A 14,029-nucleotide genomic window follows, 5' to 3' on the forward strand; every position below is an offset into this window, starting at 1 on the left:
TGCCTAGTTGACACCGGAGCGCCCGGGGACCGGCCCTGATTGCCGGCCCCCGGCGCTCCCGACCGGGCGCGTGGGAGACGTCGTCTCCCCGAGGAGCCCGGCCAGCAGCGCGTCCGCGCCCGGGCCCAGCAGGCGTGCCCCGTCCGTGACCGACTCCAGGCCGGTCACGAGGGCGAGGCAGACGTCGGCCGCGTCCGCCGGGGGGAGAGCCGTGCGGCCGGAGGCCCCCGGGCGGCTGTCCGCCTCCGTGAACAACCGCGTGAGTAGGCCCCGCAGTTCTGCCGTGAATCCGTGGCATATGTCGCCGAACAGCCGGGCCTTCGCGTCCATCAGCTCCGCCGTGTGCGGCGAATCGCCCGTCAGCCGCAGTACCAGGCGGAGCTTCGCGTCCAGCACACCCCGGACGCGCTCGTCGTACGGGGCGTCGGCGGCCGCGGCCTGTCTGGCCCGTACGATCGCCTCGGTGTGCAGGCGTTCGGCGAGCCGGCGGAACGCGTCGTCCTTGCTGTTCACGTACTGGTAGACCGCCGACCGCGACACGCCCATGGTGGAGGCGATGTCGTCCATCGTGGTGCGCCGCACGCCGTACCGGGCGAGACAGTCGTACGTGGCGTCGAGGACTTCGGTGAGCCGGTCGGTGGCCACACTCAGCCCAGCAGCTTGAGCAGTTCGGCCGCGAGCGGCGCCGAGGAGGACGGGTTCTGACCGGTGATCAGATTGCGGTCGACCACCACGTGCGGGGCCCACGGCTCGCCCTCCTGGAAGTCGGTGCCGATCTCCACCAGCCGGTCCTGGAGCAGCCACTTCGCCCGGTCGGCGAGGCCGCCCTGCCGCTCCTCGTCGTTGGTGAAACCGGTCAGCCGGTAACCGGCGAACGGCGAGGCGCCGTCCACGGCCTCCGCCGCCAGCAGCGCCGCCGGGGCGTGGCACACGATGCCGAGGGGCTTGCCCGAGGCCAGGGCCGCGGTGAGCAGCTTCCCGGAGTCGGCGTTGACGGCCAGGTCCTCCATGGGGCCGTGGCCGCCCGGGTAGAAGACCGCGTCGAAGTCGGCGAGGTCCACCTCCTCCAGCTTCACGGGCTGCTGGAGCTCGGTCATCGAGGCCAGGGCGCGGGTGACCTTGTCGGCGCCGTCCTGGCCACCGTTGACGTCGGGGGAGAGGCTCGCCCTGTCGACCGTCGGCACCACACCGCCCGGGGTGGCGACGACGATCTCGTGCCCGGCTTCCTTGATCGCCTCGTACGGAGCCACGGCCTCCTCGGCCCAGTAGCCGCTCGGGTGCCGGGTGCCGTCCGCCAGCGTCCAGTGGTCCGCGCCGGTCACCACAAAAAGGATCTTCGCCATGTCACATCTCTCGCAGCTCGATTGCACAGTCTGACGTTCTGCACTCTGATCGTCAGTACGCTTACCCGTCCGAACGTAGTCCTTCGGACGGCGAGAAGCCAGCATGTCGTGGCCCGACGAGCCGCATGATGATCACATGACGGACGCATTCCTGAGTGGTACGGAAACGGCCTGGCGCGCCCTCGGAGGCGATCCCGGCCTCCTCTCCCGGATCTCGGTCGCGGCACGGGAGCACGCCCTGCCGGCCAGGCTTCCGGTACGGGAACTGGCCCGCGCCTGCGTGGCGGCCTGCGCCCTCGCCGCCGCCGAGCTGGCCTCGGCGCGCACCGGACGGGAGGTGCCCGCCGTACGCGTCGACGACGGCGCCGTCGCCACGGCCTTCGTCAGCGAGCGGCATCTGCTCGTGGACGGCAGGGCGCCGGTCGCCTTCGCCGAGTTGTCCCGCTTCTGGCGGACCGCGGACGGCTGGGTCCGTACCCACGCCAACTACCCGCACCACCGAGCCCGCCTGCTCTCCGCCCTCGGCCTCACGGAGGAGGCCGCCTCGGTCGAACGGGTGGCGGCGATCCTCGCCGGCCGCACGGCACAGGACGTCGAGGACGAGGTGTTCGCGGCCGGAGGACTGGCCGTCGCGCTGCGCACCGCGCGGGAATGGGCCACGCATCCGCAGGCCGCCTCGGTGGCCGCCCGGCCACTGCTGGACCTGCGGCCGATCGACGGCTCACCCACGGGCACGCGTACGTCCGCCGTCCGCAGCCTGCCGCCGCTCGGGAGCGGTCCGCTGCTGCCCGCGGCCGGCGTACGGGTCCTCGACCTGACCCGCGTGATCGCCGGCCCCGTCGCCACCAGGACGCTCGCCCTGCTCGGCGCCGACGTCCTGCGGGTGGACCCACCGGCCCTGACCGAACTGCCCGACCAGCACGCCGACACGGGCTTCGGGAAACGCTCCACACGACTCGACCTCGGCGACCCCCGCGACCGCGCGGCCTTCGAGGAGCTGCTGACCATGGCCGACGTCGTGGTCAGCGGCTACCGGCCCGGCGCCCTGGACCGGTTCGGCCTCGCCCCGGAGGCCCTCGCCGAACGCCGGCCGGGACTTGTCGTGGCCCAGCTGTCCGCCTGGGGGGACGACGGCCCCTGGGCCGGCCGGCGCGGTTTCGACAGCCTCGTCCAGGTCGCCACCGGGATCGCGGTGGCCGAGGGATCCACCGGACAGCCGGGCGCCCTGCCGGCACAGGCGCTGGACCACGGCACGGGTTACCTGCTGGCCGCCGCCGTGCTCAGGGCCCTCACCGAACAGCTCGGCGGCGCGGGGGCCTTGTGCGTACGGCCGGTCCTCGCCCGCACGGCTCAATGGCTGCTGCACGACCTGGCTCCGGACGCCGGGCGGCCCCCCGCCTCCTACGACCCGGACCACCTCTCCCCCTGGCTCACCGAGACCGACAGCGCGCTCGGCAGGCTGCGGTACGCCCGGCCGGCCGTCGCCTTCGACGGCGGCCCCGAGGACTGGGCGAGGCCGCCGGGGCCGTGGGGCACGGACGACCCGGTGTGGAGTGCGAGGCGTCAGGGCCGCGCCGGCGGCGACAGGTAGACCCGGGACGCCGCCTGCCCCGGCAGCGGCGTCAGTGGGACGGACCGCCACCCCCGCGCGTACCCGGGCGCGGGCCTGCCCGGAGCCACCAGCACCCCCACCGGCTGCCGCGCGGCCAGCTCCAGCAGGCCCGTACGCGAGATGCTGGCGTCATGACCGGCGAGCTGGCGTGACGAACAGCCCGTCTGGAAGGCGATCCGTACGGATTCGTTCCCGCTCACCGTGCACGGCGGCCGTACCCCCTGGTGGTGCAGCTCCGTGGAGATACGGGCCAGGGCGTCCCGCGTGGCACGGCTGCGCGACACGAGCCGGTCCGCCGTCACGTACTGCGACCCGACATGTGCCAGCAGCACCACGGAGATCACCGCGACGGCCATCGGCCGCAGCACCGGCCGCACCGCCGTCACGAGCCGGCACAGACAGAACGCGACGGGCAGCGCGAGCAGCGCGTACGCCGGCAGCAGGAACCGCGCCGCCGCGTAGTCGATCGTCAGCAGGTACGGCACCGCGAGGACCAGCCCGGTCAGCGTCGGCAGGAGTACGACCGCCCGCAGCGGGGTGCGCGCGGCGGCCCACACCCCGCCCGAGGCGAGGACCGGCAGGGCGAACCACCAGAGGGCCGTCGCCGGGTCACGCCATCGCATGTCACACGGCCGGCACAGCGACCGCCCCTCCAGGGCCCGCAGTTGGTGACCGAAGGCGGGATGCCAGCCCAGCCCGCCCTGGATCTCACCGGCACGGTGCAACCGGGTGGCGAGCCCGCCGTACGAGACGTACGCCTCGACGATCCACGCGGAGGCGCCGACGGCCGCACCCACGGCCAGGATCACCAGCACGGCCGGGCGGCGCCACGACCGTACCCCCAACGCGGCCACCGCGAGCGGCGCGACCAGCCAGCACGCGTCGGTGGGACGCATCAGCGCCGCCACCGCCACCGCGCAGCCCAGGCCGGCCCGCGCCGCGCGGTCCCCCGGGTCCAGCACGGCACGGAGGAAACAGCCCGTCGCCACGAGCGCCGCGAAGGCGACCCACAGGTTGGGCATGACCTGCGGCCCGTAGAAGAGCGTGATCCACAGCGTCGCGAACAGCGTCCCGGCGAGCGTGAGCGCCGGGACCGGCAGCAGCCGCCGCCACACCTGGAGTCCCAGGAGGAGAGCGCCGCCGGACAGCAGGGCGAGATAGTAGCGCAGCACGTCCACCGACGTGGTGAACGCGGCCACCGGCGCCACCAGGAAACTGATGCCCCGGGCGCGCGGCGCGCTGAAGAACGCCGCCGGCGCCTGCGGGCTCACCTGGCTGACGTACACCGTCTCGTCCCACCCCAGCCCCACGCCGGGCAACATCAGGACCGCCTGGGCGGCCACGAAGGCCACCGCGACGACGACAAACGGGAGCGGCGGACGCGGGGCGCGCCCGCCGCCCCGGTCCGCGTCGGCACGAGGATCCTTCTCCGGCAGGTCCGTGGCGAGAGACGCTTGCTGCATGGCGCCACGCTGGGGCCGGAGCGCCTGCCACGGCGTGCGACACCGGCGGGCGTTCGAATGATCGCCCCCGAAAGGACCCCGGCCGTCGTCCGTCCGGGTGAAGCGACGGTGACAACGGCCGGGGCCCCACGACTTCGCCGTCAGGACCCGTCAGGACACGTCAGAACACGTCAGAACACGTCGGGACGCAGCGCACCCGCGCTGACCAGGGCGTTGGCCTTCCGGACGTCCGGTGTCATCCACCGGTCCTCGCCCAGCACCTCCACCGCCTCCCGGAACCGCTGATGGAGCGCGTCGGTCGCCTTGGCCGTGTGCAGCGGCCCCATCGCGGGACGGGCCAGGTCGATGCCCTGGGCGGCCAGCAGGAACTGGACGGCCAGGACCGTCTCCGCCCGGCCGAGGTTGTCGTCCAGGTTGCGCACCGATGCCATCGCCATCGTGTTGTGGTCCTCCTGCCCGAACTTCTCCGGCCGTGACAGCACCCCGGCCGGCATCGCCCGCGTCTGCATCTCGGGGATCAGCGCCGCGCCCACCGTCTGGACCTGCACCATCCCGGAGTTGAGGCCGACCGGCGCCGCCGCCAGGTTGTCCGGCAGGCCGTAACTCCACTTGGAGGCGATCAGCCGTCCCGACAGTTCATGGCTGAGCACCGCCACATCCGTGACCTGCGCGTTGAGGGTGTCGATCGCGTGCCCGATCTGCGCGCCGTCCCAGTTGCCGCCCATCACGAACTCGTACCCGCCGCCGTCCCGGGGGAACAGGAGCGGGTTGGACGTCGACGCGTTGGCCTCGCGCGTGATGATCGTGTCCGCCTCGTCGAGCGTCTGGCGGAGCGTCGCGGCGATGTGCGGGGCGGCCCGTACCGACACCGCGTCCTGCACGCGGGCCGACGTCTCCCCGAACTGCTTCCTGCCCTTCTCCGTCATCCACTCGCTGTCCGAGGTCAGGGCCCGCAGCCGGGCGGCCTCCCGCTCCTCGGCGGGGATCCGCCGCTCCGCGTGGGTCCGCGCGTCCAGGGAACCCGCTTCGGCCCGGGTCGCCTCCAGGAAGAGGGCGAACGCCCCCGTGAACTGGTCGGCGAAGGACTCCGCGCGGTACGTGGCCGCCACGTACCGGGCCGTCAGCACCCCGCTGCCGCTGATCAGCGGCAGCGCCTCGCCCGCCTCCAGCTCGAACGTGCGCGGCAGCCCCGCCTCGGCGAGGACGTCGCCGGCCGGCCGTTCCCGCCCCCCGCGCAGACGGGCCGTCGCCCCCTCGCCGGTCAGTACCAGCCCGGCCGCCGCCATCGGCTGGAGGTCGCCGGTGCCGAGCGACCCGACGGACGGCATGACCGGGGTCACGCCGGCGTTCACCAGGGCCAGCATGCGCCGCACCATGTCGGGGCGTACGCCCATGTGCGCGCGGGCCATGGCGTTCGCCCGGAGCACCAGCGCGAGGCGGGCCACGCCCGCGGACAGCTCGCTGCCCGTGCCCGCCGCGTGGGAGTTGAGGATACGGCGCTGGAAATCGCGCTGTTCCTCGTCCGACAGCGGATGGTCCTTGAGCGGCCCGAGGGCCTGGTTCCAGCCGTAGACGCGCTGTCCGCCCTTGAGGGCGTCGAGGGCGCCCGCCCGGGCGTCGCGCATCCGGTCGGCCGCCGCGTCCGACAGCCGTACCGCTCCGGCCGTCCCGCGCAGCACCGCTCTCATCTGGGGGACCGTCAGGTGGTTCCCGTCCAGGGTGATGGTCGCGGCGGCCCGCGCCGCCGGGGCGACGGCGGCCTGCACCGGGCGGGCCACCACGGGTCCCGCGGAGCCGGGCACCAGGACGACCACGGCCGCCGTCGCGGCCGCGGCCCAGATCCGGAGGCGGGGGGCGGGGCCGCGCCGATGTCGTACGAGGACGGACGCGAGGGCCTCGCGGATCCGGCCGAATTCGCGGAATGGGTCCAAGGAGGAAGGGATCACCTCTCTGTGTTCGGCAGACCGCCTGATTTACTCAAAGAAGTCCTACAAACGGGGCTTACGTGCTGGACAGACCATCACGAACTTCCCAGACTTCCCCTGGCGGCTTCCCGGCCGCCACCGCGATCAAGGGAGCGTGCTGGTGCCGGTCATCCTTCGGGACGCGTGGTCGACCCTGGTGCCGGGGCGTGACGTCAAGCACGGCCCGCTGCCCCCGCTGCTGGTCGGGCTCACGGTGGTCACCGGCCTGGTCGACGCGTTCAGTTACCTCGTGCTCGGCCATGTCTTCGTGGCGAACATGACGGGCAACGTCGTCTTCCTGGCCTTCGCCATCCTCGGGGCGTCCGGATTCTCCGTCGCGGCTTCCGCCACCGCCCTGGGCGCGTTCCTGGTCGGCGCGCTGGCCGGGGGACGGCTCGTCCACCAGGTCCGCCGGCACCGCGGGAAGATGCTGTACGGGGCACTGGGCCTGGAGGCGGTACTCGTCCTGGCCTCGTACCTCACCGCCGAGTTGGTCGACTCCCCGTCCTCGGGCGGCGCCCGCTACGTCCTCATCGTGCTCCTCGGCGTGGCGATGGGGGTGCAGAACGCGGTCGCGCGGGCGCTGACGGTCCCCGACCTGACCACCACGGTCCTCACCATGACGCTCACCGGGATGGCCGCGGACAGCCGGCTGGCGGGCGGTCCCGGCGGCAAGATCGGCAGGCGTTCCCTGTCGGCGGTGTCCTTGTTCCTGGGCGCTCTGATCGGCGCGGCCACCGTGTTGCACACCGACGACGCGGTGCCGCTGCTGATCGGCGGGCTGTTGCTGGCGCTCGCGTTCCTGGCGGCGTTCTCACTGCCGCGCGCCACGGCGGAGTGGGTCGGCGGTAAGTGACGGCCGCTCAGCCGCTCAGCCGCTCGGCTGTCGGTCCGGTCCGGTCCGGCCCGGTCAGGGCGTGGGCGTCGCGGTCTCCGTCTTCGGCGTGGCCGCGAGGAGCCGCCGACGCGTCTCCTTCTCCTGCGCCCGACGGGCCGTGACATCGCGGATGACGGCTCCGACATGGCCGGCGGTCCCGTCGGCGGCGGTCAGCAGCACCACGCTGAACTCGATCGACACCGTGCTGCCGTCCGCCGTCAGGGCGGGTACGGCGAGGAGGTCGTCGTCCCCGTACTTGCTGGTCCCGGAGGCCATGGCGGCCACAAAGCCGTCCCAATGGCGTTGCCGGTGCTTCTCGGGGATGATCACGTCCAGGCTGCGGCCGTCGACCTCGGCCGCCGAGTAGCCGAAGATCCGTTCCGCGCCCCGGTTCCAGTACCGGATCAGACCCTCACGGTCGATGATCACGATGCCGTCGGGGGCCTGAGCCGCCATTCCCAGTACGACGTCGGGGTCCAGGTCTTCCATGTCGCCTCCGAGAAAGAACATTCCGTTGGGTCGTGTTGTGGACGCGGATCCTGATGGCGAGTGTATACAGTCGACGAAGCTTCCGGCGAGCCCCCGGGCCTGCCCCCGGCCCACCCTCGGCCGTGCGGCGCGCCTAGGGTGGTGATCATGAGCGGTGAGAAGGATCTGCGCGCCCTGCTGAGCGGTATGCGCCCTGAACTGAACCCCGGACGCTACGTCTTCACGACCGTCGGGGGCCCCGCCGGGATCCCCTCCGGTGTGACGCCCTTGGTGACGGTCGCCGAAGGTGAGGGGCTGACACTGGTGGCGCGCCTGGAGGAGGCGGAGGCGGCGGGGCTTCCGTACGACTACGTCGCCGGGTGGATCACCTTGCGTGTGCACTCCGCGCTGGAGGCGGTCGGCCTGACCGCCGCGGTCGCCCAGGAGCTGGCCTCGGCGGGCGTCAGCTGCAATGTGGTCGCCGGTTTCCATCACGACCACCTGTTCGTCCCGTACGAGCGGGCAGCGGAGGCCGTTGCGCTTCTTGAGGGCCTGGCGGGCCGGTCGGGCTGACTTCCGGGCGTCCGCAAAGCCCGTGTCGGCTCTCAGGAACCGGGCCGCAGCTCCAGCTCCGCCCAGACGATCTTTCCGTCGGACGTGAGGCGGCTGCCCCAGCGGTCGGCCAGCGAGGAGACGACCAGCAGGCCCCAGCCGCCCTCGCTGAGCGTGCGCGGGCGGCGCAGGCGGGGGGTGCTGTTGTCGGAGTCGGAGACTTCGCACACCAGCGAGCTGTGCCGGATCAGACGGAGCCGTACGGGCCCCGCGCCGTGGCGCAGGGCATTGGTCACCAGCTCGCTCACGACGAGTTCCGCCGTACCGGCGAGGTGCTCCAGGCCCCACGACGCGAGTTGGCCGGCGGCGTGGGAACGCGCGTCGGCGACGGTGGTGGGGTCGCGGCGCAGGTCCCACGAGGCGACCTGGTCGGGGCCGAGCGCGCGGGTACGGGCCAGCAGGAGGGCCACGTCGTCCTCCGAGGGCGCCGTCGTCAGCGCACGGCCGGAAGCCGCTCCGCCGGAATCCGCTCCGCCGGAATCCGCTCCGCCGGAATCCGCGCCACCGACTTGCGGAGCGCGCGCCGTCATGGCGGCGACCACCCCGGAGCAGAGGTCCTCCAGCGACGTCCCGGTCCGGGACAGGGCCGTTCTCAACCGCTCCAGCCCGGCGTCGATGTCGGTCTCCCGGCTCTCGACGAGCCCGTCGGAGTAGAGAGCGATCACACTTCCCGGCTCCAGCTCCAGCTCGACGGACTCGAAGGGCGCCAGACCGAGGCCGATCGGTGTTCCCGCCGGCAGGTCGGGGAACGTGACCCGGCCGTCCGGGCTCACGATCGCGGGCGGTGGGTGCCCGGCCCGCGCCACGGTGCAGCACCGGTCGGCGGGGTCGTAGACGGCGTACACGCACGTGCCGCCCATGACCGGGGTGGTGAAATTCTCGTTCCTGGCGTCCCCTTCGGTCAGATGGACGACCAACTCGTCCAGGTGCGCGAGGAGTTCGTCGGGCGGCAGGTCCATGTCCGCCAGCGTCCTTACAGCCGTGCGGAGTTGGCCCATCGTCGCGGCGGCGGCGATGCCGTGCCCGACGACGTCACCGACCACCAGGGCGACCCGGGCGCCCGGCAGGGGGATCACGTCGAACCAGTCCCCTCCCACTCCCTCGCGCATGTCGGTGGGCAGGTACCGGGACGCGACCTCGACGGCGCTGCCGCCGGAGAGGTAGTGGGGGAGCAGGCTGCGTTGGAGCGCGAGCGCGGCCGTCCGTTCCTGGGTGTACCGGCGCGCGTTGTCCAGGCTGAGCGAGGCACGGGCGCCCAGATCCTCGGCCAGGAGCAGATCGTCCCTGGTGAACGCGGCGAGGTTCTCCGTACGGACGAAGACCGCCACGCCCAGCACCGTCCCGCGCGCCTGGAGCGGGACGATGATCAGGGAATGCATGCCCGTCGCCGCGATGGCCCGCGCCCGGTCCGGGTCGTGGTCGAGCCAGGTGCCCGGAGAGGTGTCCAGTACCGGTTCGAAGTGGGACGTCCTCGACGCCAGCACGCTGGTGAACGGTGAGGACGGGGGAACGAACACCGCTTCCCCCACCGGCCACAGGGACTCGGGCAGCGCCGGGTGGATGGAGGCCACGCCCGCCCGCCGGAAGACCGGAATGCTCTGCGCGGTGGATGGGAGCCGGCCCAGGGGCTCGTTGCCGAGCGGCACGGAATCGGCGAGGTCTACGGTGACGTAGTCGGCGAGGAGCGGCACCGACACGTCGGCCAGCTCCTGGGCGGTGTTGATCACGTCGAGCGTCGTGCCGATGCGGGTGCCGGCCTCGCTGAGGACGGCGAGGCGCTCTCTCGCCCAACTGCCCCTGATGTCCACCGACATGGCGCACAGGCCCAGGGGCCGGCCGTCTTCTCCGTCGAGGCGGAAGTAGGAGCACGAGAACGCCGGCTGCTCCGGCCGGCCCGGTGCGATCCACTGGTACGCGTGGTCGACCACCGGTACGCCGGTGTCGAGGACACGGACCATCACCGCCTCGACCGCCTCCGCCTCGCCGCCGGGGTGTGTGTCGGTCACGCGTCGTCCCAGCCGCTCCCGGCGCGGGGTCCCGTCCTGCCGCTCCGCCGCGCGGTTCAGCCAGACACACCGCAGATCGCGGCCCCAGAGGGACAGGCCGATCGGCGAGCGGGCGAGGAGGGCGGCCTGCGTCGCGGCCTCGGCGCCGGGGGAGGAAGGGGTGTCGGACAGCTCGGCGGCCGACAGGAACCAGTCGGTCCTGCCGTTCTCGGCGGACATGGGGGACGCGTGGAAGATCATCCTGACTCCGTGGCCCGCGCCGTGACGGACCTCGATCATCCCGGTCCACGGCTCCCCCTCCCCGGCGCGCGCCGACCAGGTCTCCGGAACGGGCGAATCACCGGCGGACATCAGCAGGCGCCCGGCCGGCCGTCCCACGACGTCGCCGGCCGGGCGGCCCACCATGTCTTCGGCGGCCTTCGTCCACCCGACGACGGTTCCGTCCGCCCGGATCACGCAGAACACCACGAACGGCCCGACCCCCGACCGGTCCGCTCCTCGCCCACTCCCGGGCGCCACCCCGCCGAAACCCGCCATCACTTGCATCCCATCGACGCGCACGTGTCGCTTTTGCGGCATTTCATTCAGCGTTTCACACCTGGCGCGGAGGCCAAAATAGATGCCCCAGCCACGGACCCCGGCCGGAAGGGCGATTCGGCGCGGCCCCGGTGCTCGACTGCGCGAAGTGTGGAGCAGAGCCCGCCACGGAACTGGAGGAGGTACTGCCCGCCGTCCCCGGCAGGCTCGCCGGACCGAGGAGCACGGTGATCGCGCACCCGGACGATGTGCCCGGCCTGAAAGAGACGACGGAGCCCGGTATCCACGGGGGTTGTTCGCGGCCCGCTGGGCACGGGGGAGGCACCATGGCTTTGTACCTGCGGGACGCTCGTCGCGACGCCGGTGTCGGGGTCGCGGACACTCCGGACACCCCGGACGCCCCGGACCGTACGGCACGGCTCCCGGCCGCTACCGCTCACTCGGCCGACACGGCGGTCGCAGGTGACGCGGCAGCGGCAGATCGACGCCGCTCAGCGGCCCGGACCTCGTCGTCCGTCACCGCCGGTGGCCCGTAGAGGGCCGTGAGTTCCGCCGCCAGGCTCGCCAGCCGCTCTCTCGCCTCCGGCGGACCCAGGACCTCGACGCGCGCGCCGAGCCCAGCGAGTTGCGCCGCGACCACCTCCGCCGACGGTCCGTCGACCTCCACCTCCACCCACCCCTCGGGAAGCGGCGCGCCGACCCGCAGCCGATCGCCGAACAGCCGTTCAAGGAGGGGTCCGGCACCCGCCTCCGCCCGGGCCCGTACGGTCACCGCGTGCATCCGGTCCTCCATCCGCGCGGCGAGGGAGCGCCACGCCGTGGCGAGATCGAAGCCGGCCGGCCGGACGACGGGATCGCCGGTCGCGGCGACGGACATGACGCGGCTGAGCCGGAAGGTCCGCAGGCCCCGGTCGGTGGCCGCGACGAGGTATTCGACCCCGGCCTTGGACGCGAGGCCCAGCGGGTGGACCGTCCGTTCGCCGGCGGGCCTGCCGGGTCCGGCGTACCCGAGCCGTACCCGCGTCCCCTCCACCACCGCCTTCCTGAGCACGTCGAGATGCGGTCCTCCCGCCGTGACGGTGGTACGCGACCAGTCCGTGCCGTCGGTGAGACTCGCGCGCGACGCGGCCTCGGCGTCGCGCCGGAAAGTCGCCGGCAGGGCCTGGACCAACTTGCGCAGGGCCGTCCGCAGTTCAGGCGTGGCCGACGAAGGTCCCGCGAGGAGGAACAGCGCCCGGATCTCATCGGCGGTCAGCCCGGTGAGGTTCGTCCGCGCCCCGCCGACCAACGACCAGCCGCCGCCCCGGCCGCGCCGCGAGTAGACGGGAACGCCGGCGGTCGCCAACGCCTCCAGGTCGCGCCGCGCCGTACGTTCCGACACCTCCAGTTCCGCGGCCACCTCCGCGACGGTCGCCCGTCCAGACGCCTGAAGGAACAGCAGAGTCGCCACCAGCCTGTCCGCTCTCATACGGGCCATTCTCTTCCGGAAAGTGGCCAGGAGGTGGCCTGTTCACCTTCCAGGATGAGGGGCATGACCGGACGCGTCGGACAGAGAACGACCCGCGCCGGACGGAGAACGACCCCCGCACACCTCACGCAGAGACATGTGGAGCTGAACATGATCGTGGTAACCGGAGCCACCGGCAACGTCGGACGCCCCCTCGTACAGGCACTCGCGGCAGCCGGGGAGCAGGTGACGGCCGTGTCCCGGAACATCCCGGGCGAGTCCCTGCCGGAGGGGGTACGACACCGGAAGGCGGACCTGGCCGGCCCGGAGAGTCTTCGGCCCGCTTTCGACGGTGCCGACGCGTTGTTCCTGCACGACGGCGGCCCCGGAGCGTATCTGCTGAGCCCACGGGACATCGTCGACGCCGCGAAGGCCGGGGGAGTGGGACGGATCGTGCTGCTGTCCTCCCAGGCGGTCGCGACCCGGGCCGGGTCCGAGTCCCATGGCCGTACGGGACGGTCCTTCGAGGAGGCGGTCCGGCAATCGGGCGTGAACTGGACGATCCTGCGGCCGACCGGCTTCGACTCCAACGCGTACGGCTGGGCCGAGGGCATCCGTACCCGAAGGACCGTCGCCGCGCCGTTCGGTGATGTCGGTCTGCCGACCGTCGACCCGGCCGACATCGCGGAGGTGGCCGCGGCGGCTCTGCGCGACGACGAACACAGTGGGCAGATCTATGAGTTGACCGGGCCCGCGCTCAACTCGCCCCGCGAGCGGGCCCAGGCGATCGGGGAGGCGCTGGGCGAGCCGGTCCGGTTCATCGAACAGACCCGCGAGGAGGCCCGCGCGCAGATGCTCGGGTTCATGCCCGAGCCCGTGGTCGAGACGACGCTCGACATCCTCGGCGAACCCCACCCCGCCGAGCGACGGATAAGCCCCGACGTCGAGCGGGTCCTGGGCCGCGCGCCGCGCGGCTTCGCCGAGTGGGCGGTACGGAACGTCGCGGCCTTCAGGTGAGCGGTCCGGGCGGGGGAGCGTTCCGTTTGTGCCCCTGCGCCACGGTGCGACACTGAGTGTGTGACCTTTTGGCCTGGTGAGACACCGGGCCGCGTGTCGTGGACGTTCGCCACCCGAAGGCAGGGGGTGCCATCATGCAGCCGCAGCCGGCCGATCTTCCCGCCCCGGACACGGGGCTCTACATGACCCATTTCCTCACCGTGGGGGACGTGGCGCGCTCGCGGGCGTTCTACACGGACGTCCTGGGCGGCACCGTGGTGCTGGAGGAGAACCCGTGCATCGTGCGCCTCGCCAACGGGTGGATCATCATGAATCCCGGCGGCGGGCCCACGGCTGACAAGCCCGAGGTCACGCTCCGCGTGCCCGAGGACCCGAACACCGTCTCCAGCTTCCTCAACCTCCGTGTGGCGGACATCGACCGCTGCTACCGCGAGTGGGGCGCCAAAGGGGCGGACTTCCTCACCCCACCCATCGACAGGAAAGCGGAACTGCGCTGCTACCTCCGCGATCCGGACGGTTATCTCATTGAGGTCGGCCAGGCCACGGGACTTCTCAAGGGAGACCTGGCCGACCCACCGGCGGGCACGAGCTGACTCCCTTGCCTGCTGCCTGCTGCCTGCTGCCTGCTGCTCGCTTCCTGCTTCCTGATGCCTGATGCCTGAGGTCGAGCCGGTCGAAGCGTT

At 72.7% G+C, this 14,029-nt stretch carries 12 protein-coding genes; 5 read left to right on the top strand and 7 right to left on the bottom strand.

Annotated elements, in window-relative coordinates:
• Positions 1-3 precede the first annotated feature (3 nt).
• Together ACIO1C_RS12890 and ACIO1C_RS12895 are read right to left on the bottom strand one after the other, a co-directional pair.
• On the bottom strand, positions 4-645 hold the full coding sequence (locus ACIO1C_RS12890; RefSeq protein ID WP_401861939.1) for a TetR/AcrR family transcriptional regulator: 642 nt from the start codon (positions 643-645) through the stop codon (positions 4-6).
• 2 nt (positions 646-647) lie between these two features.
• Entirely contained in the window at positions 648-1,343 is a 696-nt protein-coding gene (locus ACIO1C_RS12895; RefSeq protein ID WP_401861942.1) for a type 1 glutamine amidotransferase domain-containing protein, read from the bottom strand.
• A gap of 136 nt (positions 1,344-1,479) precedes the next feature.
• Between ACIO1C_RS12895 and ACIO1C_RS12900 the strand changes: the two genes are divergently transcribed.
• Positions 1,480-2,934, top strand: a complete 1,455-nt coding sequence (locus ACIO1C_RS12900; RefSeq protein WP_401861945.1) for a CoA transferase — start codon at positions 1,480-1,482, stop codon at positions 2,932-2,934.
• On the opposite strand, the gene ACIO1C_RS12905 is transcribed toward ACIO1C_RS12900, so the two are convergent.
• Together ACIO1C_RS12905 and hutH are read right to left on the bottom strand one after the other, a co-directional pair.
• Positions 2,907-4,418, bottom strand: a complete 1,512-nt coding sequence (locus ACIO1C_RS12905) for a hypothetical protein (RefSeq protein WP_401861948.1) — start codon at positions 4,416-4,418, stop codon at positions 2,907-2,909. The two genes, ACIO1C_RS12900 and ACIO1C_RS12905, sit on opposite strands and share 28 nt — an antisense overlap.
• Positions 4,419-4,588: 170 nt before the next feature.
• Positions 4,589-6,349: a histidine ammonia-lyase gene (hutH, locus tag ACIO1C_RS12910; protein WP_401861950.1), complete on the bottom strand. Its 1,761-nt coding sequence runs from the start codon at positions 6,347-6,349 to the stop codon at positions 4,589-4,591.
• 154 nt (positions 6,350-6,503) lie between these two features.
• On the opposite strand from hutH, the gene ACIO1C_RS12915 reads away from it, so the two are divergent.
• Positions 6,504-7,238 carry a YoaK family protein gene (locus ACIO1C_RS12915; protein WP_401861952.1) on the top strand — a complete coding sequence of 245 codons (735 nt, stop codon included), beginning with the start codon at positions 6,504-6,506 and terminating at the stop codon, positions 7,236-7,238.
• A gap of 54 nt (positions 7,239-7,292) precedes the next feature.
• Here the strand turns inward: ACIO1C_RS12915 and ACIO1C_RS12920 are convergent, their stop codons facing one another.
• On the bottom strand, positions 7,293-7,748 hold the full coding sequence (locus ACIO1C_RS12920) for a PAS domain-containing protein (RefSeq protein WP_401861955.1): 456 nt from the start codon (positions 7,746-7,748) through the stop codon (positions 7,293-7,295).
• Between the two features lie 147 nt (positions 7,749-7,895).
• Here ACIO1C_RS12920 and ACIO1C_RS12925 point away from each other — a divergent pair, with 147 nt between their 5' ends.
• Positions 7,896-8,300 (top strand): ACT domain-containing protein, encoded by a 405-nt coding sequence (locus ACIO1C_RS12925; RefSeq protein ID WP_401861958.1) that lies wholly within the window; start codon positions 7,896-7,898, stop codon positions 8,298-8,300.
• Positions 8,301-8,332: 32 nt separating this feature from the next.
• Here the strand turns inward: ACIO1C_RS12925 and ACIO1C_RS12930 are convergent, their stop codons facing one another.
• Positions 8,333-10,801: a SpoIIE family protein phosphatase gene (locus tag ACIO1C_RS12930; protein WP_401861961.1), complete on the bottom strand. Its 2,469-nt coding sequence runs from the start codon at positions 10,799-10,801 to the stop codon at positions 8,333-8,335.
• Positions 10,802-11,318: 517 nt separating this feature from the next.
• Positions 11,319-12,350: a helix-turn-helix transcriptional regulator gene (locus ACIO1C_RS12935; RefSeq protein WP_401861963.1), complete on the bottom strand. Its 1,032-nt coding sequence runs from the start codon at positions 12,348-12,350 to the stop codon at positions 11,319-11,321.
• Between the two features lie 150 nt (positions 12,351-12,500).
• Between ACIO1C_RS12935 and ACIO1C_RS12940 the strand changes: the two genes are divergently transcribed.
• Together ACIO1C_RS12940 and ACIO1C_RS12945 are read left to right on the top strand one after the other, a co-directional pair.
• Positions 12,501-13,346 (top strand): NAD(P)H-binding protein, encoded by an 846-nt coding sequence (locus tag ACIO1C_RS12940; RefSeq protein ID WP_401861965.1) that lies wholly within the window; start codon positions 12,501-12,503, stop codon positions 13,344-13,346.
• A 134-nt stretch (positions 13,347-13,480) separates the two neighbouring features.
• Positions 13,481-13,939, top strand: a complete 459-nt coding sequence (locus ACIO1C_RS12945) for a VOC family protein (protein ID WP_401861967.1) — start codon at positions 13,481-13,483, stop codon at positions 13,937-13,939.
• Positions 13,940-14,029 lie beyond the last annotated feature (90 nt).

Origin of the sequence: Streptomyces sp. NPDC087420 (assembly GCF_044744165.1) — a bacterium.
Taxonomy (GTDB): Bacteria; Actinomycetota; Actinomycetes; order Streptomycetales; family Streptomycetaceae; genus Streptomyces.

Bases quoted from the DNA above. Each gene is read 5' to 3' on its own strand.
- ACIO1C_RS12895 (WP_401861942.1), bottom strand. From the start codon at position 1,343: ATGGCGAAGATCCTTTTTGTGGTGACCGGCGCGGACCACTGGACGCTG.
- ACIO1C_RS12900 (WP_401861945.1), top strand. From the start codon at position 1,480: ATGACGGACGCATTCCTGAGTGGTACGGAAACGGCCTGGCGCGCCCTC.
- ACIO1C_RS12905 (WP_401861948.1), bottom strand. From the start codon at position 4,418: ATGCAGCAAGCGTCTCTCGCCACGGACCTGCCGGAGAAGGATCCTCGT.
- ACIO1C_RS12920 (WP_401861955.1), bottom strand. From the start codon at position 7,748: ATGGAAGACCTGGACCCCGACGTCGTACTGGGAATGGCGGCTCAGGCC.
- ACIO1C_RS12925 (WP_401861958.1), top strand. From the start codon at position 7,896: ATGAGCGGTGAGAAGGATCTGCGCGCCCTGCTGAGCGGTATGCGCCCT.
- ACIO1C_RS12935 (WP_401861963.1), bottom strand. From the start codon at position 12,350: ATGAGAGCGGACAGGCTGGTGGCGACTCTGCTGTTCCTTCAGGCGTCT.
- ACIO1C_RS12940 (WP_401861965.1), top strand. From the start codon at position 12,501: ATGATCGTGGTAACCGGAGCCACCGGCAACGTCGGACGCCCCCTCGTA.
- ACIO1C_RS12945 (WP_401861967.1), top strand. From the start codon at position 13,481: ATGCAGCCGCAGCCGGCCGATCTTCCCGCCCCGGACACGGGGCTCTAC.